The sequence below is a fragment of the Enterococcus sp. ZJ1622 genome (assembly GCF_011038845.1).
Classification (GTDB): Bacteria; Bacillota; Bacilli; order Lactobacillales; family Enterococcaceae; genus Enterococcus_B.
The window spans coordinates 257,299-281,828 of the sequence record NZ_JAAKDW010000002.1 but is presented as its reverse complement, the minus strand read 5'-3'; the positions used below and the strand labels follow the sequence as shown (position 1 = coordinate 281,828).

The 24,530-nt window shown below is 41.7% G+C and carries 23 protein-coding genes; 7 read left to right on the top strand and 16 right to left on the bottom strand.

The window, feature by feature from the left end; all coding sequences use genetic code 11:
* Positions 1 to 13 precede the first annotated feature (13 nt).
* From trmD to rpsP, 4 genes are all read right to left on the bottom strand, one after another.
* Positions 14 to 763, bottom strand: coding sequence for a tRNA (guanosine(37)-N1)-methyltransferase TrmD (gene trmD / locus G7Y42_RS03170; RefSeq protein WP_165003910.1), 750 nt, complete (start codon positions 761 to 763; stop codon positions 14 to 16).
* On the bottom strand, positions 753 to 1,277 hold the full coding sequence (gene rimM, locus G7Y42_RS03165) for a ribosome maturation factor RimM (RefSeq protein ID WP_165003389.1): 525 nt from the start codon (positions 1,275 to 1,277) through the stop codon (positions 753 to 755). The genes trmD and rimM overlap by 11 nt, the downstream gene beginning before the upstream one ends.
* Before the next feature lie 246 nt (positions 1,278 to 1,523).
* A complete protein-coding gene (locus G7Y42_RS03160) occupies positions 1,524 to 1,775 on the bottom strand; it encodes a KH domain-containing protein (protein WP_165003391.1) in 252 nt (83 codons plus the stop codon).
* Positions 1,776 to 1,786: 11 nt separating this feature from the next.
* Positions 1,787 to 2,062: a 30S ribosomal protein S16 gene (gene rpsP / locus G7Y42_RS03155; protein ID WP_002290274.1), complete on the bottom strand. Its 276-nt coding sequence runs from the start codon at positions 2,060 to 2,062 to the stop codon at positions 1,787 to 1,789.
* A gap of 346 nt (positions 2,063 to 2,408) precedes the next feature.
* On the opposite strand from rpsP, the gene G7Y42_RS03150 reads away from it, so the two are divergent.
* Complete coding sequence (locus G7Y42_RS03150) at positions 2,409 to 2,963, top strand: NAD(P)H-dependent oxidoreductase (protein ID WP_165003393.1); 555 nt, start codon at positions 2,409 to 2,411, stop codon at positions 2,961 to 2,963.
* Between the two features lie 169 nt (positions 2,964 to 3,132).
* Here G7Y42_RS03150 and G7Y42_RS03145 read toward each other — a convergent pair whose 3' ends face one another.
* The 5 genes from G7Y42_RS03145 to G7Y42_RS03125 all read right to left on the bottom strand — a co-directional run bounded on the left by G7Y42_RS03145 (position 3,133) and on the right by G7Y42_RS03125 (position 6,721).
* Positions 3,133 to 3,663 (bottom strand): dihydrofolate reductase family protein, encoded by a 531-nt coding sequence (locus G7Y42_RS03145; protein ID WP_165003395.1) that lies wholly within the window; start codon positions 3,661 to 3,663, stop codon positions 3,133 to 3,135.
* Positions 3,656 to 4,255 carry a DNA-3-methyladenine glycosylase I gene (locus G7Y42_RS03140; protein ID WP_165003397.1) on the bottom strand — a complete coding sequence of 200 codons (600 nt, stop codon included), beginning with the start codon at positions 4,253 to 4,255 and terminating at the stop codon, positions 3,656 to 3,658. Before G7Y42_RS03140 ends, G7Y42_RS03145 begins: the two co-directional genes overlap by 8 nt.
* 225 nt (positions 4,256 to 4,480) lie before the next feature.
* Positions 4,481 to 5,899, bottom strand: coding sequence for a signal recognition particle protein (ffh, locus tag G7Y42_RS03135; RefSeq protein ID WP_165003399.1), 1,419 nt, complete (start codon positions 5,897 to 5,899; stop codon positions 4,481 to 4,483).
* Positions 5,900 to 5,919: 20 nt separating this feature from the next.
* The gene (locus G7Y42_RS03130) at positions 5,920 to 6,258 is read right to left on the bottom strand and encodes a putative DNA-binding protein (RefSeq protein ID WP_165003401.1); all 339 of its coding nucleotides are present in this window, start codon (positions 6,256 to 6,258) and stop codon (positions 5,920 to 5,922) included.
* Positions 6,218 to 6,721 carry a DUF523 domain-containing protein gene (locus G7Y42_RS03125; protein ID WP_165003403.1) on the bottom strand — a complete coding sequence of 168 codons (504 nt, stop codon included), beginning with the start codon at positions 6,719 to 6,721 and terminating at the stop codon, positions 6,218 to 6,220. The genes G7Y42_RS03130 and G7Y42_RS03125 overlap by 41 nt, the downstream gene beginning before the upstream one ends.
* A gap of 126 nt (positions 6,722 to 6,847) precedes the next feature.
* On the opposite strand from G7Y42_RS03125, the gene G7Y42_RS03120 reads away from it, so the two are divergent.
* Positions 6,848 to 7,552, top strand: coding sequence for a response regulator transcription factor (locus G7Y42_RS03120; protein WP_165003405.1), 705 nt, complete (start codon positions 6,848 to 6,850; stop codon positions 7,550 to 7,552).
* A gap of 5 nt (positions 7,553 to 7,557) precedes the next feature.
* Positions 7,558 to 9,294: an ATP-binding protein gene (locus G7Y42_RS03115; protein ID WP_165003407.1), complete on the top strand. Its 1,737-nt coding sequence runs from the start codon at positions 7,558 to 7,560 to the stop codon at positions 9,292 to 9,294.
* Between the two features lie 122 nt (positions 9,295 to 9,416).
* Here the strand turns inward: G7Y42_RS03115 and G7Y42_RS03110 are convergent, their stop codons facing one another.
* The 4 genes from G7Y42_RS03110 to G7Y42_RS03095 all read right to left on the bottom strand — a co-directional run bounded on the left by G7Y42_RS03110 (position 9,417) and on the right by G7Y42_RS03095 (position 15,121).
* Positions 9,417 to 10,676, bottom strand: a complete 1,260-nt coding sequence (locus G7Y42_RS03110) for a C39 family peptidase (protein ID WP_165003409.1) — start codon at positions 10,674 to 10,676, stop codon at positions 9,417 to 9,419.
* Between the two features lie 166 nt (positions 10,677 to 10,842).
* The gene (locus G7Y42_RS03105) at positions 10,843 to 13,305 is read right to left on the bottom strand and encodes a cation-translocating P-type ATPase (protein WP_165003411.1); all 2,463 of its coding nucleotides are present in this window, start codon (positions 13,303 to 13,305) and stop codon (positions 10,843 to 10,845) included.
* Between the two features lie 248 nt (positions 13,306 to 13,553).
* Positions 13,554 to 14,444 carry a phosphate ABC transporter substrate-binding protein PstS family protein gene (locus G7Y42_RS03100; RefSeq protein ID WP_165003413.1) on the bottom strand — a complete coding sequence of 297 codons (891 nt, stop codon included), beginning with the start codon at positions 14,442 to 14,444 and terminating at the stop codon, positions 13,554 to 13,556.
* 215 nt (positions 14,445 to 14,659) lie between these two features.
* On the bottom strand, positions 14,660 to 15,121 hold the full coding sequence (locus G7Y42_RS03095) for a hypothetical protein (RefSeq protein WP_165003415.1): 462 nt from the start codon (positions 15,119 to 15,121) through the stop codon (positions 14,660 to 14,662).
* A 215-nt stretch (positions 15,122 to 15,336) separates the two neighbouring features.
* On the opposite strand from G7Y42_RS03095, the gene G7Y42_RS03090 reads away from it, so the two are divergent.
* Entirely contained in the window at positions 15,337 to 15,708 is a 372-nt protein-coding gene (locus G7Y42_RS03090; RefSeq protein ID WP_165003912.1) for a hypothetical protein, read from the top strand.
* 185 nt (positions 15,709 to 15,893) lie between these two features.
* Here the strand turns inward: G7Y42_RS03090 and G7Y42_RS03085 are convergent, their stop codons facing one another.
* Positions 15,894 to 16,475, bottom strand: a complete 582-nt coding sequence (locus G7Y42_RS03085) for a type II toxin-antitoxin system Phd/YefM family antitoxin (RefSeq protein WP_165003417.1) — start codon at positions 16,473 to 16,475, stop codon at positions 15,894 to 15,896.
* A 73-nt stretch (positions 16,476 to 16,548) separates the two neighbouring features.
* Positions 16,549 to 17,841, bottom strand: coding sequence for a hypothetical protein (locus G7Y42_RS03080; RefSeq protein WP_165003419.1), 1,293 nt, complete (start codon positions 17,839 to 17,841; stop codon positions 16,549 to 16,551).
* 269 nt (positions 17,842 to 18,110) lie between these two features.
* Between G7Y42_RS03080 and G7Y42_RS03075 the strand changes: the two genes are divergently transcribed.
* The 3 genes from G7Y42_RS03075 to G7Y42_RS03065 are packed head-to-tail and all read left to right on the top strand — an operon-like array spanning position 18,111 to position 22,275.
* On the top strand, positions 18,111 to 19,055 hold the full coding sequence (locus G7Y42_RS03075; RefSeq protein ID WP_165003421.1) for a MoxR family ATPase: 945 nt from the start codon (positions 18,111 to 18,113) through the stop codon (positions 19,053 to 19,055).
* Between the two features lie 3 nt (positions 19,056 to 19,058).
* A complete protein-coding gene (locus tag G7Y42_RS03070; RefSeq protein ID WP_165003423.1) occupies positions 19,059 to 20,132 on the top strand; it encodes a DUF58 domain-containing protein in 1,074 nt (357 codons plus the stop codon).
* Complete coding sequence (locus G7Y42_RS03065; protein WP_241161897.1) at positions 20,113 to 22,275, top strand: transglutaminase-like domain-containing protein; 2,163 nt, start codon at positions 20,113 to 20,115, stop codon at positions 22,273 to 22,275. Before G7Y42_RS03070 ends, G7Y42_RS03065 begins: the two co-directional genes overlap by 20 nt.
* A gap of 84 nt (positions 22,276 to 22,359) precedes the next feature.
* On the opposite strand, the gene copB is transcribed toward G7Y42_RS03065, so the two are convergent.
* On the bottom strand, positions 22,360 to 24,426 hold the full coding sequence (copB, locus tag G7Y42_RS03060; RefSeq protein WP_241161900.1) for a copper/silver-translocating P-type ATPase CopB: 2,067 nt from the start codon (positions 24,424 to 24,426) through the stop codon (positions 22,360 to 22,362).
* Between the last annotated feature and the right edge of the window lie 104 nt (positions 24,427 to 24,530).

Below are 24,530 nucleotides of genomic sequence, written 5' to 3'. Positions count from 1 at the left end.
GAGTTACCTTGTCTCACTTTTCTGGTGCTTCTTGTTCTTCCTTGATTTCTTCAAGAAAATGCAGCATTTGCGGTGTCATTTCGATCGTTTCTAAAAGGTCAGGACGACGCTGATAGGTTCGGCGCAATGATTCTTTCAATTGCCATTCTTCGATCAGTTTATGGTTCCCATTCGTCAAAACTTCAGGTACTTTCATCCCTTTGTATTCCGCTGGACGCGTGTATTGAGGATGTTCCAGTAATCCGGTAGAATAAGAATCAGTTTGTGCAGAAGTCTGATTCCCTAAAACATCTGGAAGTAGACGTACTGTCGCATCGATCATCACCATCGCTCCAAGCTCACCGCCAGTCAAGACGTAATCGCCTAAAGAAACTTCATCGGTGACCAATGTGCGAATCCGTTCATCGTAACCTTCGTAATGGCCGCAGATGAACACTAGATGTTCTTCTTTAGAGAATTCTTCTGCCATCTTCTGATCGAATCGTTTTCCGGCAGGATCGAGCAGGATCACTCTTTTTTTGCTTTGCGGATGCGCTTTTTCGATTGCTTGGATGTTATCATAGATAGGTTGTACCTTTAATAACATTCCTGCACCTCCGCCATATGGATAGTCATCCACGGTTTGATGTTTATTATCGGAATAATCACGGAAATTAGAGATATTGATGTCCAGCAATCCCTTAGCTACTGCTTTTCCAATGATCGATTCTCCCATGGGCCCTTCGAACATCCGCGGAAACAAAGTCAATACATCAATCTTCATCGTCAATCAGTCCTTCTGGGATCTCTACATGGACGATTCCAGCATCCAAGTCGACTTCTTTCACGACAGAAGCGATATATGGCAGCAAGACGTCTTCTTTCTTCGGACGCTGTACGACCCAGACATCATTGGCTCCTGGTGATAAGATCTCTTTTACTTTACCAAGTTCTGATCCGTCTTCTTCAATGACTTTCAATCCGATGATTTCATGATAATAGAATTCATTTTCTTCTAATTCGACTGATTCGTCTTTCGATACTTTCAGTATGCCATCGCGATATTTCTCTACATCATTGATCGAAGGATGGCCTTCAAAACTCAGCAGATCGAAGTTCTTATGTTTACGGTGGCTTCTCACTGTCAGTTCGACAGGTGCTTTTCCTTCTTGGAACAAGGTCAGCACAGTTCCTTTTTTATAGCGTTCTTCCGGAAAATCTGTGGTAGAAATCACTCGGACTTCTCCTTTGATCCCTTGTGTGTTTACGATTTTTCCTACATTTAAGTATTCAGTCACCTTTTATCCCCATTTCTTTTTTGTCTATTCTATTTTAGCATGTGTCATAGGTCAATTCTAGCTTTCTTTTCTACTTTCTCTACTACGGGATTTTTCTCTAATTTTTAAGAAAAAAGACACATGACACTCGATTTCCAATATAAAAAACTGCCGACTGAAGCTAAGAGGATCTTTTTATCTGATATTGGTTCCGATTTTTTTTGCGAATAAAAAGAGACCGGGAACTTGCCCCAGTCTCGGATTTATTTATTTTCCCCGATCATCGATGATATTCAAACGTACTTTTTTAGGTGCGTTGATGCGTACACCGTAAACGATGGTGCGGATTGCTTTTGCAACACGCCCCTGTTTTCCGATGATACGACCGATATCTTCGGGTGCCACAGTCAGATTGTATTCATAAAAGTCTTTCGACTCAACGATATCCAGCTGGACTTGATCAGGATGAGTGACGAGCGGACGAACGATTGTTAAGACTAATTCGCTTAAATCTTTCATTCCCGATCACCTTATTTCTTTGAGAATTTAGCTTCGTGGTGTTTTTGCATAACGCCTTCTTTTGAAAGGATGTTACGAACAGTATCAGAAGGTTGCGCACCTTTTGACAACCAGTCAAGAACTAAATCTTCTTTTAAAACTACTTCTGCAGGGTCTTTCAAAGGGTTGTAAGTACCTACAGTTTCGATGAAACGTCCGTCACGAGGAGAACGTGAATCAGCTACGACGATACGGTAAAAAGGACTCTTTTTAGAACCCATACGTTTTAAACGGATTTTAACTGCCATTATTTATTTCCACCTCCATTGTTTTTATTCACAAGATGTAGTGTAACAGTTTTTTTTTACCCTGTAAAGCTTTTTTTCTTTACAGCTTGAATAAATTCGATTTTTCTACTATAAATTCGATTTTAGTTAGTTTGATTATACAGTTAATCAGAGGTTCCTTACTTCCAGATTCTCTATTTTTCTTTTTAGAATGGATGAAGCACAGATGATTAGCTAAAGTATCTCTTGCAAATACGAGCTATTTCGTCAACCAACAAGAAACTAAACATAGATGAGTGTTTTTATTTGCGCTGTTTACTTATTTTTTGTAAGATAAATGTAGATAGTTTGAAGGAGGAAATGCTTTATGACAAAGAAAATCGTTTTTTTTATCGGTAGTTTAAGAAAAGATTCATATAATAAAAAAGTAGCGGAAGCTTTTTCTAGCTTATTACCTGATGGATACGAAAGTGTTTTTGTAAAAATGGATGACCTTCCATTTTATAACGAGGATCTTGAAACACCTGAAAATGTTCCAGCAGAATGGACAAGATTCCGTAATGAAGTGAATGAATTGGATGGCGTGGTTTTCGTTACACCTGAATACAATCGTTCAGTTCCCGCTGTATTGAAAAATGCTTTAGACGTGGGCTCTCGTCCTTATGGCCACAGCGTGTGGGACAACAAACCAGGACTAGTTGTCACTGCTTCACCTGGTGGAATCGGTGGATTTGGTGCAAACCATCATCTACGTCAATCACTTGTTTTCCTGAATATCCCAACTTTGCAACAACCTGAAGCTTATATCGGCAACATAGCTAATTTAGTGGATGAAGAAGGACATATCGTTGAAGGAACAATGAGCTTCTTGCAAACGATCTTGGATGCCTATCTTGATTTTTCAAAAAAATTAAATGACTAATAAAAAGAGGTTGTGACAGAAGTGGGCAGCTTCAAGAAATAAGAAGGAATTTACGAAAATTGCTTCTCAAATTTTTGTGAAATTTCGGCTTATTTTCGAAGAAGCTACTTCTGGAACACCGTTTATTCGGAAAAAGAAGCTGTGACAAAAATCTTGTCACAGCTTCTTTTTAGTTTGCTTGACGTTTCCTGTAATGAAGTTCAATGAATTGGCCGAATCGGACAGTGTTGACCAATTCATAGCGTTCCTCATAGTCTCCTTCTTGGAATAAACGGATGCCTTTACCTAATAGTACAGGTGCTATCTGGATATACCATTCATCGATCAACTGGTTTTCTACTAATGGCTTGATCAGTTGCCCACCGCCTACGATCCAGATCCCTTTGCCTGACGTCTGACGTAGCTGCTTCAAAAATGAAACAGGATCTTCGTGGATCACCTCAGCATCAGGAAGCTGCAGTTCTTTGTTAGTTGAAAAGACATAATTGGTTTTTTCCGGATATAAAGCTTCCGTTTCTAAATATTTCTTAGCTTCTTCATAGGTTTTTCTTCCCATCACTGTTACATCGATCGTTTCATAAAAGGCTTCATAAGTCGTTCGTTCTCCTGTCGGTGTATCAAAGAGCCATTGCAGGCTGTGATCCTGTGCTGCTAGATAGCCATCCAAGCTCACTGCACCATAAAAAATGATTTTACGCATCTTTTTCATCCTCTCTGTCTATTTTTGCGTACGCTGCTACTTCTTTTTTTCGAAAACAGATATCTAAATGATCATTGATAATCCCTACTGCTTCTAAAAAAGCATAGATAGTCGTACTTCCGATGAATTTACATCCTTTTTTCTTCAATTCTTTTGCCACTCGATCAGAAAGAGGGCTGACAGTTGGGATCTCTGCAGGTGAATGATAAGAGATATCCACGACCTTCCCATTTGTAAAGGACCACAAAAAATCAGAGAAACTGCCGTGTTCCTTTTGAATCTGCAAAACTGCTCGTGCATTCTGGATCGCTGCTTCGATTTTTCTGCGGTTTCGGATGATGCCTTTGTTCTGCATCAATTCCTCGATTTTTTTCTGGTCATAAGCAGCGATTTTTTCGATTTCGAATCCATCATATGCTTCATCGAATGCGTCGCTTTTGTTCAAAATCGTCTGCCAGCTCAATCCAGCCTGATTGATATCCAGCATCAGTTTTCGAAAGAGTTTTTGATCGTCATATTCAGGCACGCCCCAGACAGTATCATGATACTCTTGCATGATGGTCGTTTGCCTGCTCCATGGACATCTTTCCATGTGCCTCACCTCTCTTTGGTTCGATTTTATCAGAAAAAATACCGATAAAACGAGGTTGCGACAGAAATTATCAGCTTCAAGAAAATAAGAAAAAATTTACGAAAATTGCTTTTCAAATTTTTATGAAATTTCGGCTTATTTTTCGAAGAAGCTACTTCTGGAACATCGTTTATTCGGAAAAAGGTACTGTGACAAGATTTTTGTCACAGTACCTTTCATCAAGTCTTATTTGCGTTTTTTCTTTTTCTTCTTGTTTTTCTTCATCATTCGGTTCATCGCCATTTTGCCTAGTTTGCCTTTGACTCCTGTTCCAAACATCTGATCCATGCCGGGGATATTCATATCGCCTTTCGACATTTGCTGCATCATTTTACGTGATTCTTTGAATTGTTTGATCATTCGGTTGACTTCGACCACACTATTCCCAGAGCCGGCAGCGATTCGGCGGCGGCGGCTTGGGTTCAACAGATCCGGATTTTCTCGTTCAGCCGGCGTCATCGAATAGACCATCGCTTTTTTTCGTTCGACATCTTTTGGATCAACTTTGACATTTTCGATTCCTGGTACTTGGTTCATTCCAGGGATCATTTTGATCAGATCCTCTAATGGGCCCATACCCATCACTTGGTCGAGCTGTTCGATGAAATCGTTGAAATCAAAGGAGTTCTCGCGCATTTTCTGTGCGAGCTCTTCTGCTTTTTTCTCATCGTAATCCTGCTGGGCTTTTTCGATCAGTGTCAGCATATCTCCCATGCCAAGGATACGGCTTGCCATACGATCCGGATGGAAAACTTCTAGATCTGTCAGTTTTTCTCCTGAACCGATGAATTTGATTGGGGCTCCTGTGACGGAACGAATGGATAGTGCTGCCCCGCCTCGAGTATCTCCGTCTAATTTGGTGATAACAACACCCGTGATGCCTAGTTGTTGATTGAAGCTGTCTGCTACGTTCACTGCATCTTGCCCTGTCATCGCATCGACAACCAGCAAGATCTCATTTGGCTGAGTCAGCTCTTTGATTTGTTTCAATTCATCCATCAATGTTTCATCGATGTGCAAACGACCGGCTGTATCGATCAGGACATAATCGTTTTTCTTTTCTTTCGCGAGTTCCATCCCTTGGCGGACGATTTCTACCGGACTGACTTCTGTCCCCATATCAAAAACAGGGACATCTAACTGCTGACCTAGTACTTTCAATTGGTCGATCGCCGCTGGTCGATACACGTCTCCTGCGATCAGGAGCGGACGTGCATTGGCGTTTTTCTTCAAGTAATTCGCCAGTTTCCCTGTGAAGGTCGTTTTCCCTGCCCCTTGAAGCCCTGCCATCATAATGACTGTCGGGATCTTCGGTGATTTATTCAATTCTGCAGTTTCTGACCCTAAAGTGATCGTCAATTCTTCATTTACGATTTTCACGATCTGCTGTGCGGGAGAAAGGCTGTCTAATACCTCTGCACCTACTGCACGCTCACGTACGCGCTTCGTAAAGTCTTTGACGACTTGCAAGTTGACATCGGCTTCTAGTAAAGCAAGGCGGATTTCCCGCATCATTTCTTTTACGTCAGCTTCTGAAACCTTTCCTTTTTTTCTCAGTTTTCCCATCGCCTGTTGCAGGCGCTCTGTTAAGCTTTCAAATGCCATAGTTTCTTCATTCCTTTTATTTATTCTTCAATTTCTTGAATCTGCTGTACATATTCAAGCAGCTTTTCATCTGTTGGGTAGTTTTCTTTTATATACGCAGTCATTTTTTCCAGCAACTGCTCACGAACGATATAGTCCGAGAATAAATGGAGTTTTTTTTCATAATCTTCCAAAATCCTGCTCGTTCGTTTGATATTGTCATAGACAGCTTGACGACTCACTTCATATTCTTCGGCGATTTCGCCTAGTGAAAAATCGTCTGCATAATACAATTCCATATAATTCATTTGCTTTTCTGTCAATAGCGTGGAATAAAATTCAAAGAGCGCGTTCATTCGATTTGTTTTCTCGATCTCCATCCTGCTCACCTCGTGTCTTCAGCCAGTCTTCATCAGAGAGTACCGTCATTCCATGCTGAAGAAAATAAGCTGTTGCAACACCGGCACCTTCCTTCAGATTCCCTGTAAAGCTTCCGTCATAGATTTCATTTGCACCGCATGAGGGACTTTTCGACTTTAGAATGACTAGCTCGACATCCCTTTCCCGAAGCTTGCGATACGCTTTGATCGCTCCGCTTTTATAGGCTTTTGTCACATCGTCTCCACTTTTGGTGATTACTTTGGCTTGATGGTTCCATACGTCGAATCCGTCCCCACCTACGATCTCTGCTGGGTCTCTGGGAATAGGCAATCCACCGATCACTTCCGGGCAGATCATGATCGCATCTCCTTGGGCAACTAGTTCTTCCAATTCTGGAACTGACTTCTTCTGACCGTCATAACGACATAAAATGCCGCCTAAACAAGCGCTGATACCGATCACTGTCCATTCTCCCCCTTTTGCAGCAAAGTGCCTCTCTATTATACCATTTATTTATTTAGTAAAATAGCCCCTCGTATGGATTCTATGCTAAAATAAAAAGGAATGAAACCTATAAAAGGAGAAATTATGAAAAAAATCTTAGTTGTTGATGACGAACCTTCAATCGTGACGCTACTGACCTTTAATCTGGAAAAAGAAGGCTATCAAGTGACAAGTGCATCTGATGGTCATGAAGGCTTGGAACTTGCCATGGAGCAGTCGTTCGATTTCATTATCCTTGATGTCATGCTTCCTTCGATGGACGGCATGGCGATCACCCAAAAACTGCGACAAGAAAAAATCGATACACCAATCCTGATGCTGACTGCTAAAGACGACCAAGTTGACCGCATCATCGGCTTGGAAATCGGTGCAGACGATTATCTGACCAAACCGTTCAGTCCTCGGGAAGTCCTTGCCCGAATGAAAGCGATCTTCCGCCGAATCGAACCTCGCAAGCAATCAAAAGAGGAAGCAGTACCGGAATATCTGTCGATTGGACAAATCACTGCTGACCTGACAAACTATCAAGTCACTGTCGATGAACGACCAATCGAACTGACGCCAAAAGAATTTGAATTACTGGTTTATTTCATGAAACGAAAAGACCGGGTGATCGATCGTGATACGTTGTTAGACCGCATCTGGAATTTTGATTTTATCGGACAAAGCAGGATCGTCGACGTCCACGTCAGCCACCTCCGGGAAAAAATCGAGAGAGATCCTAAACATCCTAAATACTTAGTGACTGTCAGAGGATTCGGTTACAAGTTCCAGGAGCCAAAAGGGTGAGAAAAATGAAATGGAAAAAAGGCTATGAACGTACTTTCTTCCTGCTCGTACTGCTTGGACTGTTCTTGGGGAGCTGGCAGCTGATCTCTCACTATTTCCAGCAGCAGATCATCGAACAGCAAGAAAGCTATCTGACAAAAAAAGCGCAGCTGCTCATTCGTCAGTTAGATGTCACTCATCTGAAAGCATCCCAAAATGAACAGGCTCTGACTGAATTCGTCCATCAATCCAATGAACGGATCACTTTGATGGATGCGTCAGGAAAAATCATCTTTGATACGAATGATGAAACATTGAATGAACATCGGGATTCACGTCCCGAGATCAAAGCAGTATTAGATGGAGGAAACTTAGGCAGCTCTTTGCGTAAAAGTACGACATTGAAAGAAGAACTGCTCTATGTCGCTCTTCCGATCAAAAAAAATGGTCAATTAGAAGCAATCGTCCGAATCGCTGAACCTACGAGTGGTTTTTTACCTCGTACCGATACATTCCGACGCTGGGTCTTTTTCTTCTTTCTTATTTTCTTTCTCATTTTATCCAGTATGATCTATTATTTCATTTGTCAACGGAACCAGCCTTTGAAAACTGTTTTGCCTGTTTTGAAAAAAATGGTCCGAGATCCCCAGCGAACAGAGATCATTATGCAAACACCCGACCAATGGGAAGAATTATACCAGACCATCAATGCCCTCGGCGAACAGATGAGTAAGATGTATCGTGCTTACACTACGACAGAAGAGCAGCTTTACACTTTGTTGAACGAGCTGATGATCGGCGTGTTCCTGATCAATCTCTCTGATTCACGGCTGCTTCTGCTCAATCCAAAGATGCAGATGCACTTGGGCGTAGTCGATTATCAGCCTGGGCATCACTATACGGAAGTCATCCAAGAACCTAAGCTGATCCAGCTGATCCATCAAGTGTCTCCTGAACAGCCGCTGATCCATCAAGAAATAACGATCACTCAAGGGCGCCAGACCTTAGACTTGAGCTTGCGTTATTTCAATAGTCCAGAAGGAACCGGTCAAATCTTGGGCGTTGCTTATGATTTGACAAAAGTGAGACGCTTGGAAAAATTACAAAAAGATTTTGTCGGAAATGTCTCTCACGAATTGAAGACGCCGGTTACTTCATTGATTGGTTTTACAGAGACGTTATTAGATGGGGCAAAAGATGATCCAGCGACATTGACTTCTTTTCTTGAAATCATGCAAAAAGATGCGATCCGATTAGATAAACTGATTCGAGAGATCATCCAGCTGTCAAAAGATGGCGAGAACTCTTACGAAACACAGACCATCAAGATCGAATCCTATTTTCAGCAAATCATCCAAAGCTATCAGCCAACTATCTCAAAAAAGGATTTGAAGATCCAGTTGATTGGCGAAGATGCCCCATTTACTACTCAGACGGATATTCTTTATCCGATCATCAAGAATCTGATCGAAAATGCGATTCAGTATTCTAAAAACACAGGAACGATCCTCATTCGTTATGAAGTAACTGATTCATTGACATTTTCTGTCCAGGATTTCGGGATCGGGATCGAAAAAGAAGACCAAGAACGGATATTCGAAAGATTCTATCGTGTAGATAAAGCACGAAGCCGTCATTCTGGCGGAACCGGCCTTGGACTTGCGATCGTCAAAGACTACGTCAAACTGCTACACGGGACGATCCAAGTAGAAAGCCATCCAGGTACTGGTTCGACTTTTACCGTAAACCTCCCGAAAATCTGATATCAATAAAACAAACGAAAACACCAGCGACTGGAAATCTTGAAAAAGATCGTCAGTCACTGGTGTTTATTCAGCAATACTCTTTTTGTTCCTTACTAGCAGAAATGACGAGTCGTCTATAATTAACGAATGACTACTGCGTATTTACGTGCATTGTAGATACTTTCAAAGGTGGAACGGTTCAGCCAGTAAGAGCCGCTTATCGGATCAGATACATGGACTTGATTGCTTCCCTTGTTATAGCCGTCCAATGTCACTGCATGATTGTTGTTCACCGCTGCGCCAAAGCTCCAATTCCCCCAACGTACAGGCTGGAAGTTGATTGTGACCCACGCGACGACTGGATTGCCGTTTTTCACCTCATTCAGTAATGTATCCATGGAACTTCCAGAGATGTTTTGGACATTTCCGTATTTTTGGCCCCACGTTGTCAGCGGTGCAGGGTAGATGGCTGAATAAGTCCAAGAATTTTCAACAAAAGGACTACCAACGAAGCCGTTGTTTGGATTGCCATTCGATGATTTAGGGATCGTATTCAAAAATTGGGTTAAGCTCCAATTCGTGATTTTTCCTTTGTACTGCAACGCTTGTAGAAGTGAAGCTCCTTCACAGCCACTAGGCGCCCCTAAAGCATACTGATCATAATTCTTCACTCCTAATAATTTATAATCATCTGTGCTTTGCTGGCCATTCCCAACCGCATACCAGCCGACACCTTCGTAATTCCATCCTTGTTTAGAGATGATGTTCTTCTCATTTTGATCCAATGTATAATGATGCCAGTTGACCCGTTTATTATATAAACGGCTGACAGCGATCCCGTTTGATCCAGTGTAAGAATACCAGCCGATCCCTTCATATTTCCAGCCGTATTTCGTGATATTGTCACGCTCGGCGGCGTTCAGCGTATAGAAATGCTCTCCATTGTAACGATTATACAGTCGGTACACAGGGCTCCCGCTTGTTGGTGCCTGCCAGCCGATCCCCTCATAGTTCCAGCCGAGCCTTCTTAGATTATCGCGTTCGCCAGTATCTTGGGTGTAAAAATGTTCACCGCTATGCGGATTATACAGTCGGTACATGGCAATCGTTCGTACAGCACTCCGAGCATATCTGCTTACCTGTCCTTGCTGCAGTTCTTCTTTTGGTGCTTGTGTAGCATCTGCTTCACCTTTTCCTGCTTTGTTTGGTGCCTCAAGGGTGATTTCTTCTCCATTGATCACGGCTTTTTGCGCTTGACTAGATGATGTGGTGTCAGTTCCTTGTTCGGATGAAATCATCTCCTGACTGACAGTCGTGCTGACTTCTTCTGACGCAACAGGAACAGCCCCCATCAATCCTACTATTATGGAACCACATACCAACAAACTCCCTTTTTTCATCGTGCCCTCCTCACTGTTCCCAAATATCTCTTACTCATGAACTGAAATTTGGAAACAATCAATGATTTCTTTCTATCACTTCTATGATAGCAGAAACCGTTGTTTTTTTTCATCTTTTGTACCAGATTCTCAAAGAAATCCTTTTTTGTCTCTTTTTTAGTTTCTCTTATTTCCCGAAAGGCATTCGATCGAACCATTCATGGAGTTTCTTTTTCATCGTCCCTTTTTTCCATTCCTGCTCAAACAAATGCTCGATCAGCAAAGTCAAATGTCTGAAAATCGACTCCGCGGAGAAGAACAATATGAAAAGTAGCAGTAGCGAAACGGCTGAGATAGCAGAAATCGAAAACAATTTATGCAAAAAGAGCACAGAGAACAAAATCCCGCCAGCACATAACGCCAGTATCTGTGTTCGAAACTTGTTCAATGGTTTGCAGATTTTATATAAAACCAAGAATCCAACTGCCACCAGTAACATCGTAGAAGCCGTTGAGATATCTGTTTTATTCAGCTTCAAGATTGCCCCGCAGACCACAAGAGAACTGACGACGATCATATCCGTCATGCCGCCGGGTATCGCTTTTTCCATCACGTTGAGGATGAATCTTCCTTTGATTCGTTTCTTGTTTTCTTCTAAGGCAAGCAGAAAAGATGGCAAGCCGATCGTAAACAAACTGATCAATGTGATCTGCGAAGGCTCTAGAGGATAGGTCAAAGCAAAGATCACAGAAAACAATGAAAGTAAAAAGGAAAAAATATTTTTCACTAAGAACAAGCTAGCGGAACGTTCGATATTATTTACCACACGCCGGCCTTCTGCTACTACTTCTGGCATTCGCGAAAAATCAGAATCCAGTAAAACGACTTGAGCCGCCTGCATCGCAGCGTCATTTCCTGATGCCATGGCAATACTGCAGTCAGCTTCTTTCATTGCCAGTATGTCATTGATCCCGTCGCCGGTCATTGCTACTGTATGTTGCTGTTTCAGCAAATGGACGAATTCTTTTTTCTGCTCAGGTTTGACACGTCCAAAAACGGTATAGCGTGCTAGTGCTTCCGTGTATTCTTCTTCGGATAAAGACGACACATCGATATACTGATCGGCATTTGCAATACCTGCTTCTTCTGCTACCGTCGCTACGGTAAGCGGATTGTCTCCAGAAATCACTTTGATCGAAACGCCTTGTTTTTCAAAATAAGCGAATGTTTCTTTTGCCTCTTTCCTGATAGGGTTGGCGATCAGAATATAGCCTAAAGGGGTAACAGGTTCAGTTAAGACTGGTTCAGCCAACTCGCCATGGTAGATACCAAAAACAAGCACCCGATACCCTTCTTCAGCAAAATGAGCAAATTCTTCTGCGTAGACATCAAAGTCCTCTCGTAACACCATCTCGGGTGCGCCCATAAGGTAGACCTGTCCAGAAAATGTCACACTGCTGAATTTTTGTACAGAAGAAAAAGGGATCACATGACTGTATTCTTGATGAGTCGATTGGGTAAAGTACGCTTTGACTGCTTCCATCGTGGCGTTATCACTAGCCATCGCTTGTGCGTAATCAGCGATCAGTTCTTCCAGCTTTCCTGATTCTTCGTATTTTTCCTGGTTCTTGGAAGGAATCAGCTTTTGCACGGACATCTCGTTTTCAGTGATCGTACCGGTTTTGTCAACACACAAGACATTCACTCGTGCCAGTGTTTCGATGCTTTTCATGTTATGGAGCAGGACTTTTTGCTTGGCCAATCTAGTCGCACTCAACGCTAACGCGATAGTAGTCAATAAATACAACCCTTCAGGAATCATCCCGATCAATGCTGCTTCCATTGCAACGATACTTTCTTTGATCGTATTTCCGTTATAAAAATAACTTTGGCTAAATAGTAATACACCAATCGGAAGAATGATGATCCCGATCCACTTGATCAATCGATTCAATGAAGCGATCATTTCAGATTGTTCAGCATTTCCCATCGTTTTCGCTTTGACGGTTAATTGGGAAATATAAGAATTATAGCCCACTTTATCTAATCGGACGTACGCTTTTCCTGAAACGACAAAACTGCCAGACATCAATGGATCTCCTGGCTCTTTTTCGATCTCGTCTGCTTCACCCGTCAATAACGCTTCGTTGACATGAAGCTGTCCTTTGATCACTATAGCATCAGCCGGTATCTGGTTTCCTGTTTCTAGAATAACGATATCATCCAATACCAGTTCATCTATCGGTATCGCAATTTCTTTGCCCGCACGTTGAACAGTCACTTGTGCTGCGTTCAAGACATTCAGTTCATCCAAGATTTTTTTGGAACGGATCTCTTGAAAAATCGCGATCCCGGTATTTGCTAAGATAACAGGAAGGAAGGTCAAGTTTTTGTAAGATTCTACCACACAAAGCAAGATAGCTAAGATCAGAAAGATCAGATTAAAGTACGTGAACGTATTCTCTATAATGATCTCTCGATTCGTTTTAAACGAGGGATTGACGACTTCATTCACGGCGCCTGATTCGATCCTTTCTTGGACTTGTTCTAGGGAAAGTCCTTCCTCAGGTGCAGGTGTATACCGCATGAGTTTGCTTGTAGGATCACTCTTTTTTTCTCTGTACGTTTGATTCGTTTTTTTCATCCGCATTTGGTTACCTCGATCTGTTCAGACATATTTCTTACTCTCCTTAGTATAGAATAAAAGGTCGAAGTCTTCCTTTGAAACAGCTTGCGCTTTTCTTTCATTACTGTCATCTTAATTGGAACAAAAAAAACCACGAAAATTCAAAGAGCAATTTCCGTGGGTTTTTCTGCTTATTTATCGATAGTGGGCACTTCTATTTCGATTTTGTCTTTCGATTTTCACATATAGTATGATCAGCGAAAAGAATGTTTTTATTTTATGTTCCCTTGCGCATCACGTTCGACTTTCATCATCGTGATCGGCAGATAACCTAATTCCTTGACTGGACCTTCTTGTACGTCATCTGTCATCATATAATCTAAGAATTTTTGTACATCTTCATCTGGTTCCCCGTTTGTATACATATGCTCATAAGACCAGATTTTCCAGCTGTTGTCAGCTACATTCTCTTCTTTCGGTTCGACTCCATCGATACTCAAAGCTTGTGTCGAATCATCCAAGTAAGAAAAAGCAAGATAGCTGATCGATCCTGGTGTCTGGCTGACAAGCTGGCGAACAGTCCCGGAAGAATCCTGTTCTTGTGACTGAACAGGTGTTGCACCATCCAATCCCCATTTTTCAAAGGTTGCTCTGGTCCCGCTGCCGTTTGCCCGGTTCACCACATTTATTTTCTGGTCTTTTCCGCCTAATTCTTTCCAATTCGTGATCTTCCCTGTAAATATGTCGATCAGTTCCTGTTTTGTGATATCTTTCACACCGGTCTCTTTATTGACTACTGGTGCCATTCCTACAACTGCGACTTTATGATCGACTAGTTTGTCTGCATCGATCCCGTCTTTTTCTTCAGCAAATACATCAGAGTTTCCGATTGTGACTGCTCCGGCTTCTACTTGGCTAAGCCCCGTTCCGCTGCCACCGCCTTGAACAGAGATCTGATAGTTAGGGTTTTCTTGGACAAAGCTTTCTTGTGCAGCATCTACCAGAGGCTGCAGAGCAGTAGAACCGACTGCAACGATTTTTACTTGGTCACTTGATCCTGAGGAACTGTTTTGAGCCGCAGAACCATCTGTACTTCCTGCTCCTGATCCGCATCCTGCGAAAAGAACGCTCATGATACCTAAAGAAAACAATACTTTTTTCATTTGAATACTCCTTTCTTATTTACAAGTAAAGTGTATCAAGCTACTGTAAATCCCTCGTATGGTTGCTGTAAATATCTAGTTAACTTATGTAAAATTCATGTAAACGTTTCGATTTGTCATTACATGAAATACACAATCGTTTATCTTCTAAAAAAGAAATAAAAAAAAGCCGTGCTTCAGCAACAGCTTTTTTGTGAGACAAAGGATTGGATTGTTCAGACTGGTTCTTCTTTTACCCAGATCTGAAAGAAAAAATAAAACAGCACAGCAAGTATAAATGAAGCAATCACCAAATAAAAGCTTGGTTTGATCGTCAAGAAATACATTGAGGTATACGCCGTGTCCTTCAGTCCGCTTTCGCTTAACCCGTTCGGACCGATGATGAGACGGGGAAGCATGGCAAATAAAGAAGTGAACATCAGCATACAGGAAAAAGAGAGCAGACGCCAATTGTAATGATCGATCAATGATTTCGGCAGTAGCAATGCGACACTGATCAGCAAATAAGACATGGTGAGAATAGGAAAATTTCTGGAAACGACTATCCCGCTCCCTTGGATTAGTCCTAAAATCTCCGCTCCTTGCACTACGGCATTTACCCAAGTGAAAGGTAATAGAAGGATCGGAAAAAACCAAAAAAACAGATAGATACGTTCGATTATTCTTTTTTTTCTCATCAACGTTCCCCCAAACTGCACTTTCATTCACCTTACTATACAATTTTCTCTCTGAAAAAATTAGGGGGATAGTCTTTTTTTTTAGAGATAAGGAAATGAGAGTTTATTCATTTATTCTACAAATCATAAAATTTGAATTGATTATCGTTTTTTTATTTTTAATAATGAAGTTATAGAACTATCTGATAGCAATTCTTAGGAGGTAATCAATCGTGTTGAATAATTATTTAAGAAAAGCTGCTTTCCTTATTTTTATCATACCATTCGTATATTTTGCGTTACTGCTCGACTTTCGTTACCATTCTGTTTTTGGGTTTATCTTTTTGATATTCCTAGCTCTTTTAGCTGGATTCATTTTTCAGTATACAAAACAGTTGTTATTTTTATTCATTGGAAATATCGTTTCAACGGTCACTTCTTATCTATCGTGTCTCAAATTCTCTGACTGGCATTTCTTCTATCAGCCCTTCAAACCGACCCAACTGATTTTGATTCTAGCTGTCATCTACTTGATTCCTCAAGCACTGGGAATTTTTTGGGCGGCAGTCTTCCTGCATCGAAAGCCAGACTCTGAACATATCGTTTGAGAGAATCTAGTGCGACATCTGATGTGCGAAAAAATAAGGTGGATATTCATCCGATTATTTTCAGAAAATCCCGTATTCCCTTTCGAGAAGCGTCGTTTTTATTTCATGTTTATCGAGTTTAAAAAAGGCTGGGATTTTTGTCCCAGCCTGCTGCTTGATATTTCTCTTTCTCATGAATACGTGGCTCATAGTTCGTGCAAAAAGATTTTTTTGATGATGATTTTGTCGAACAGTTGCGATTGACTGTCTTGTTCACCGATGATTTCGGCGATGATCGTGCGGTTTTGCGGTTTTCTTCGTAATTGATAATTGATCTTACCTGTTTTAGTCAATTCACTTAGCATATCGACAACGCCGCCAAATCCTGTTTTCTTCGTGATGAAGCCAAGAGCGACCATCCGTTCATCTAAATTCTTGGCAGAAATCGTTATACCAGTAATCAGCGAATGCTGGAGCGTCTGTGCCAGTTCGTCCATACCTTCTGCTGTTGCTGTGGATACGATAGACGCTGTTTTTTCAGAAAAGGCTTCAACAGGCTTGGGGCCTTCTTCCTTTTCTTTTTTCTCGGCTGCCAGCTGACGAAGGGTTTCTAACTCATGCAGTAATGTTTCATACTGTTCCTGCGTCAGCATCACTCCAGCTACTTTTTCTCGATTGAATATATACACACCTGTCCCTGCTTCTCTTGCTTGGGCAAATACATCCATCGGCGATCTTTTTACTTCGGTGATCGAAGATGTGGGAACCTCTAATTTCTTTAATTCCAATGGACTTCCTCCTTTACTAGTCGGTTTTATTATAGCATAGACTCGCCATTTTTCAGTTCTTTTCCTGAGAGTTTTATGCTTTTGTCGCTACCCAATGATCGATATCCGCTAATAATCGATCGACCCCGAAAGAAGCATGATATAAATAAGTTTTCTGGTTCTTATCATGATCCAGCGGGAAGAAATGATCAGTGATAATCAGTTGGGCATATTGCGGTGGCTTGTTTCTAGTACAGACATGGATCGAGGTGCGTTTCCTGTGACGAAGTGTCTTATCTAAAACAGAGGCCAATCTCCTTGCTTCTTCGTGATCGTAACGAAAGAAAAAGACGATTTTGATTTCTGGCGGATGCACTTCCAAATATCCTCGTTCCTGTAACGTTTTCAGTAACAATACGCCCCATTCTGCCGAAGGATGTGCTAAAGCCTGCTGGATCGCCAGCCGAAATTGATAGAGTTTATCTTTGAAGTTTGGTGAAGATTCTAGTTTTTTTTGATAACAATATACCTCTTCTTCTATCAAACGTTCATGGAGACCGATCGAATAACGCAGCCATTCTTGATAAAGCGCTCTGGTGATCTTTTTTTTATTGCTACTTTCAAATTCACTGTTCAGCCAGAACAACGAATCCAGTTTCTCGGTTACGATGGTCAGTTTTCGGTAGTCTTTCGTTTGCTCGATACGCTCCCAGCGCTTCTCGGTGATCAGGTTGCAGCACAGACGGACAATGCACAGATAATTCTTTTCTTTCAAAGAAAGTGCCTGTTCATCGCTGAAAAGCAACTCAGGAAACATGTCAGAAAAAGATGTACGGTTCCCGCCCACCATCTCGATCGGCGAAACATGTGTCCGCTGTTTCAAGAGCTGGATGAACCATTCAGAAAAAGACTGTTCGCTTTCATCTGCAAAAAAATGAGGAAAATCTTTTAGAAAGCAAAATAACAAGTACCTGATCTTTCTTTCCGAACCAAAAATCCGAGCCTTTTTATACGAAAAAGACAAATGATAGTCTCCAAGCCATTTCCTCAATCGTTCTTGTGTCGACCGGTCATATTCCTGATGGTAAGATTCATTTAAAATGAGATCTTTCAGTAATCCAAATGCCGGTGACTGTATTAAAAAATCGAAAAGAAGATATGGTTCACTATATCCTTGATGGTAGACGAGACGTACGTCTTTCTTATGTTGGATCACCTGTATCGGAAACTCTCCTTGTACTAGTCGTTTCAAGTGACGATCCACTGTCTTCGTGTCTATCTTCAGTTTTTCGGCTAGCTCAGCTTTTTTCCATGTCAGATCTTTCATCTGATTGATGAGCATAAACAAATTCTGCATGTTTTTCGATAATAATTTCTGCCATTTCATTTTTCCATCTCGCTCACTTTCTTGTTCTTTTTATACCGGTATCCTTCATTCCCGTGTCCTTTTACTCACACTTTTTGTTACATAAGTCTTCCTATATAGTAAATACGCAAAAAATATCATTTTATTTTAGCTAATAATTTATTTCACCATATTTTCATTTTCCTATTTTAAAATAAAAATAAAATGAGAAAGTGACTTTGCTTGTGAGAAACAACCCCATCATTTAAAATAAAGGAAACAACTTTTTTTATGAGAAGGTGATGTGAAAAATGGAAAATAAAATAGATTCGGCCAAACAGAAAATCGATCGATTAGTCCTAGAAATCGAAAAAGCGATCGTCGGCAAACGTGATACGATCCGTTTCATGCTCGTCGCGCTATTAGCAGATGGCCATGTACTGTTCGAAGACATCCCAGGTGTAGGAAAAACACTACTTGTAAAAGCATTAGCCAAAGCCATCCAAGGGGATTTCAGCCGTATCCAATGCACGCCTGATCTGCTTCCCGGAGACATTCTCGGTTTTTCTGTCTATAATTCTCAAAAAAAAGAATTCGAATTCCAGCCCGGACCTATTTTCACGACGATTCTCCTAGCTGACGAGATCAATCGGACAACGCCCCGTACCCAATCCGCTTTATTGGAAGCAATGGCAGAAAACCATGCGACGATCGATAACCATACATATCCATTAGACAAACATTTCTTTGTTTTAGCCACGCAGAATCCGATCGAATACGAAGGGACGTATCCATTGCCTGAAGCACAGCTAGACCGATTTTTATTTCGTTTAAAGATCGGTTACCCTTCCTATGAAGATGAACTGTCATTATTGCTCGATGAATACGAAGAAGTCTTGAGTACTCTAGAAATGATTTTGGATAGTAAAGACCTCGATGACATCAAATCGACTGTTTCGATGATCTATTTGGAGCCTAGCGTCGCAGAGTATGCCCTGCATTTGGTTGCAGCTACGAGAGCGCATGATGCGATCAAATTAGGAATCAGCCCTCGTGGCAGCCGTGCGTTTGTCCAAGCAGCAAAAGCATACGCCTTGAGCCAAGGAAGAGGGTTTGTCTCACCAAGAGATTTCCAAGAGATCTTGCCATTTGTTTTTTTACATCGTCTGATTTTCCATGATCCTTCGTTGAGTGAAGACGAAAGAAACAAGATCCTTCAGGCGATTGTTGCACAAATCCCTATTCCAGTGAGGTAGCCAATGACTAAAATAAAAGATTATTTCATTAATGCGGTATTGATTTTTGTTTATTTTATCGTTGTTTTCTTTGCTCTTGTCTTTAATAATGCGTTAGGCTGGTTCCTACTGACATTTTTCACACTTTATATCATTTGGAGTTTTGCTTCATTGACTTCACTTTTGAAAAATATTATCTTTGCTAGTTCGATTGTGCCCTTGGTACACCGACAGAAGAAAACCAAAGCAACTTTGCAGATAGCTAAACACGGATCATTCACATTGCCACTTCCCAGGCTACAAGTGGATTTCCCTGAAAATTTTGTTGAACCAAAAAAGGATCTTCTGATTTTGACTCGAAAAAAACAGGAGCTAGCCTTATATTGGAAGCCATTACAAAGAGGCTGTGAAACAAAGCTGACTTTACATCTGACTGCTTATGACTGTTTAGGCCTTTTCCGTAAAAGCTTCAGGAAAGAGATCGATTTTACGACGACGACGTTGCCGGGACTTCGGATGCAGCAAGCAGAAAAACTGCAAAGGATCTTACAAAAGAAACAGCAACTTGCTCACTGTCAGCGAGGAATGGATTTTCGGGAACATCGCCCTTATCGGCAGGGAGATGCGTTCAGTCGGATCAATTGGAAGCTTTCTGCCCGCCACCAAGAATGGCTGTACCGAGAATATGAATTTCAAAAAGAAGAAGCAGCTCCGCTGATTTGCTTTTGGGGAGCAGAAGGCCCGAAGTTCGAGCAGACGTTCGATGTGTATTTTTCCTTCTGGCGATTAATAAGTAAAGAAAACCCGGATCTCCTGCTTTTAGGAGATAGACCTTTTTATGGCAAGGATCCTTCTTTTACTGAATTTGCTACTTTTTCTCCGGGAAATGAGCTATTTTTCCCTGAATATCTTGAGAAACATCAAGCAAAGCATTTAGTGATTTTTGCTCCATCTGCTTCAGCTATGTTGTTACAGAATATCTCAGTTTTACAAAAACGAGCTTCTGTCTGTCTTGTTTATTTCGAAAAAGATGAGCTAGTGATCCGAGAAAAAGAGAAGATTGTGCCGATCTCTGGGGGTGAGCGGTTTGACGCTTGAGAAAAATAACTGGTTTCGCGGTCTTTTTTGCTTCTTGCTGCTGAGTATCGGAGCACCGGCATTCTTGTCTGCCAATCACTTTGCAGACAGTCTGCCGCTTATTTTGGTCACTGCAGCGATCTGTATGATCACCTGTCTTTTTCGTTCGATCATCGTACGCATTCTGTTCTATCTGTTTTTCTCGATCATCTGCCTCTACCATTATTTTCCTGGAAACACACTTTCGATCTCGTGGCTTTTCCGGTTTTTTTCGGCTTTTACAGCAGAGATCAGTCAATTGATCCAAGGCGAGCTTCATTATTTCCCTGAAAGAGCCTCATTTCTGCTGGTTTTGCTTTTTGTCCATCTTCTAGTGATCTTGACAGTGGATTATGATCTATGGCCGATTCCTTTTCTTGTCCTGATGATTTATTTCATGATGCTGACTGTCTTCAGAGGATATAATCTGTTAGGCGAAATGGTCTGGGCGGTTGCTGTTATATGTACGTATCTCTTTATTCGTCAGCTTTTTACACTTTCAGCCGCGCCCAAAAGCCCGCAATTTCTGACGATCACGAATCTGATCTTGGCTTTGATCTTAGGAATCAGCGCGTCAGTCCCTTTGTTTCTTCCCAAAGTCAATCAATCATTAGAAAGGACAAGTGAACCTATTCGAAACTATTTGAATGAAGAAGGACTCTATGACACGATCAATGATTATCAATTGTCAGGAAGCGCAAGAACTGGTTTCAGTGAGAACGACGAACAGCTTGGCGGACCGTTATATGACAATAATGAAATAGCTTTCACTGCGATTCAACAGGGAAGTAGTTACTGGAAAATCGAGAATAAACTGGTCTACACCGGAAGCGGATGGATAGAGAAGCCAGATGCACCGATTCAGCCCGTCCAGGAACTGCCTTTCCAATTAAACGATTATGCGGGAAACATCTTGTCCGAAAAAGAAACGATCCAGCTGAAACTGCACGACCAGGCTTACATCCCTTATCCTTATGGCAAGCTTCAAGTATCAAAAGCACCTGTTTCTAAAGAAGACTCGCTTTTCTTTTTACCAGATGACCAGCGCTTCGTGTCAGCCTCGAACAAAGAAAACTTCTCTGCCACACTCGAAGTGGAGCGGCTTTCTTATACGAATGATGCCCTTATGAGCAGCCGTCTGTCTGAAGAGGATCAGCGAACATTACAAGAAAACCTACAGTTACCGGACAGCTTGCCAGCTCGCGTGTCCGAATTAGCCCAGGAATTGACTAAAACCGCGGATTCACTGTTTGAAAAAACAGAAGCGATCCAAGGTTATTTAAAAAGCCAAGGGAATTTCCGCTATTCAAAAACAGATGCGGAACATACGCCAAAGGACCGTGATTATGTCGACTATTTTCTATTTGATTCGAAAGTCGGCTACTGTGACAACTTTTCCTCTTCGATGGTGGTACTTCTTCGTACATTAGGTATACCTGCGCGCTGGGCAAAAGGTTTCACAGCAGGATACCGTACAAGTACTGAAGATTCAGGCGCTTACCGTTATGAGATTCTAAACAGTCATGCACATTCTTGGCCTGAAGTCTTTTTTCCAGGATTTGGCTGGCTCCCATTCGAACCTACGCCTGCCTTTATCAATCCAGCTCTTTCTGCAGTCGAAGAGACACGGTCAGAAGAATCTGCTCCTGTACCATCTGAAAAAAACGAAGAACAAACGAGTCAGTCGACAGTTTCTTCCACTGAATCTGTCGAACCGTCAAAAATAGAAAGTTCTTTTTCTTTCTCACAGATGGCAAAACTGTTGGGGATTTTCCTATTACTTTTTTTCTGTCTCTTCTTGCTTTCTCCCTTAAGAAAGACGGTACGCTGGCTCCTTTATTCTTTCTATCTGACTTTGTTTATTACTAAAAACACCACCGCTTATCAAAAACTATTGAAACAATTTGAAAAACTGATCGCTAGGAATCCCGCAGAAAATCTAGGTTCTTATAGCAGACGAGTAGAAGAACAGTTTGGATTAAGTGGGCAGTTCATTTCCCTTACCAGACAGTATGAAGAAGAATTATACGGAAAAAAAGAAGTTTTACTCGATAAAAAACCTTATCTGGCTCTTGCACAAACAATGAGAAAAATAAGGATGACCAGCAAACAGCAAAAAAAATAAGAGAGACAGGGAAAGCCTGCTTCTCTTATTTTTGTGGTCTGAGTGTTCTTACTGCTTGATGCAGGTCAGTTTTTTCACGACCTCTTATTTTATTTTCAATGTCAATGCATTCAACGCGACTACTACTGTACTCAATGACATCAGGACTGCTCCGACTGCCGGGCTTAGCAAAATGCCGATTGGTGCAAGAACGCCGGCTGCCAAAGGAATGGCCACGATGTTATAGCCAGCTCCCCACCATAAGTTTTGGATCATTTTTTTACGTGTTTGTTTTGCTAGATCCAAGAAATGGAGAATATCTTTGGGATCACTGTTTGTCAAAACTACATCGGCAGAATCAATCGCGATATCTGTCCCTGCACCGATCGCCATACCGATCGAAGCGCGTGCTAAACTTGGTGCATCGTTGATTCCGTCACCCACCATAATGACTTTTTTCCCTTGATCCAGATATTTTTGGACAATCGCTTCTTTGTCATCAGGCAACAGACCACCATAGTATTCTTTGATCCCCAGATAATCTGCTACAGCCTGTGCCGCACTATTGTTGTCACCTGTCAGCATGACTGGTGTGATATTTCGTTCCTTCAAGGTTTGGATGAATTGTTTTGCTTCTGGTTTCACCACATCGCCTAACGCGATGACTGCAGTGATTTGGTCATCTACGATCAAAAAGCTGATGGTGTTTCCCTGTTCTTGATAAGGCACTAACAAGTTTTGATCGACCGTCAAACCGCGTCGTTTCACTTCTTTTTCATTGACGATTTTGACATCTTTTCCTTTTACTGTTGCTTCCAAACCGACACCAGAGAGATTCTTCATGTTTTCAGCTTGATAAGGAGTGATTTTTTCTTCTTTTAGATAGTTCATAATACCGATAGCAAGCGGATGGTTGGCATTTGATTCCAGTGCGCCGACATATTGAAGAATCTCATTCTTAGAAAAACGGTCATCTAATACTTCTACACCTGTTACAGTGAATCTTCCTTCTGTCAGTGTACCCGTCTTGTCTAACATGATCACATCCAAGTCATTTGCTTGTTCTAGTGCGTTTCGATTTTTCAACAGCAGCCCATTTTTAGCTGCGATCGATGTCGAACGTGCGACAACCAAAGGAATAGCAAGACCCAACGCATGAGGACAAGCGATAATGAAGACCGTGACCATTCGTTCGAGTGCTTCAGGAAGATCTGTCAAGAAAAGCCAAGCGACAAACGCTAGGATACCAGCAACTAGAGCTACATAAAACAGCCATTTTGCAACTTTGTCAGACAAGGACTCTAACTTCGATTTTTCTCCTTGTGCTTTTCTTACCATTTCCATCACTTTTGCTAGGTAACCATTTTCTCCGGTACCTGTAACCGTGATTTCGATCGTTCCGTCTCCGTTGATCGAACCTCCGATCACTTTATCTGCTACACGTTTCTTGATCCCTTTCGATTCCCCTGTCACAGCCGATTCATCAACGATCGTCTCCCCTTTGACGATCACGCCGTCTGTCGGCATCTTATCTCCGGAGCGGACCACGAGATGATCGCCTTCTTTTACTTCTTTGAGGGAGACCGTTTCTTCTGTCCCGTCTTTTTTCAGGCGCTTGACTGATTCGGGCAATAGCTCAGCTAACTTCTGCAAAGCATTGCTTGCATTGGATACTGCATTCATCTCGATCCAATGTCCTAAGAGCATGATCACGATCAGTGTCGCTAATTCCCAAAAGAAATCCATGACATGTGTATGAGGATTCAATAGATTGGCAATGAAAGAATAAACACTGTACACATATGCGACAGTGATCCCCATGGCAATCAGTGTCATCATTGCAGGACTTTTCTGCTGTAATTCCATTTTTGCGCCACTCAAGAAAGGCTGTCCGCCATAAATAAATAGGACGGTGGCTAAGATCAGCACCACCCAGTCAGAACCTGGAAAGGTTACTTGAAAAGGGAATTCCATTCCCATCATCGGTGAAAACAGGATGATGGGGATTGCTAGGATAAGCGAAAGCCAGAATTTTTGTTTGAAATTTCCCATGTGCATCGAATGGTCCATCCCACCACTCATATGGTCATGATCCATATGCATCGAGTGATCCATTCCACTCATCTCATGATTCATCTTCGAGTGGTCCATCCCGCCCATTTCATGGTCCATATGCTCCATGTGGTGATGTCCCATGTGTGCTTCTTGATCATCCATCTTTTCCATTTCATGAGAAGGATGTTTGGCTGTATGATCCATTTCATGTTCGTGCATGT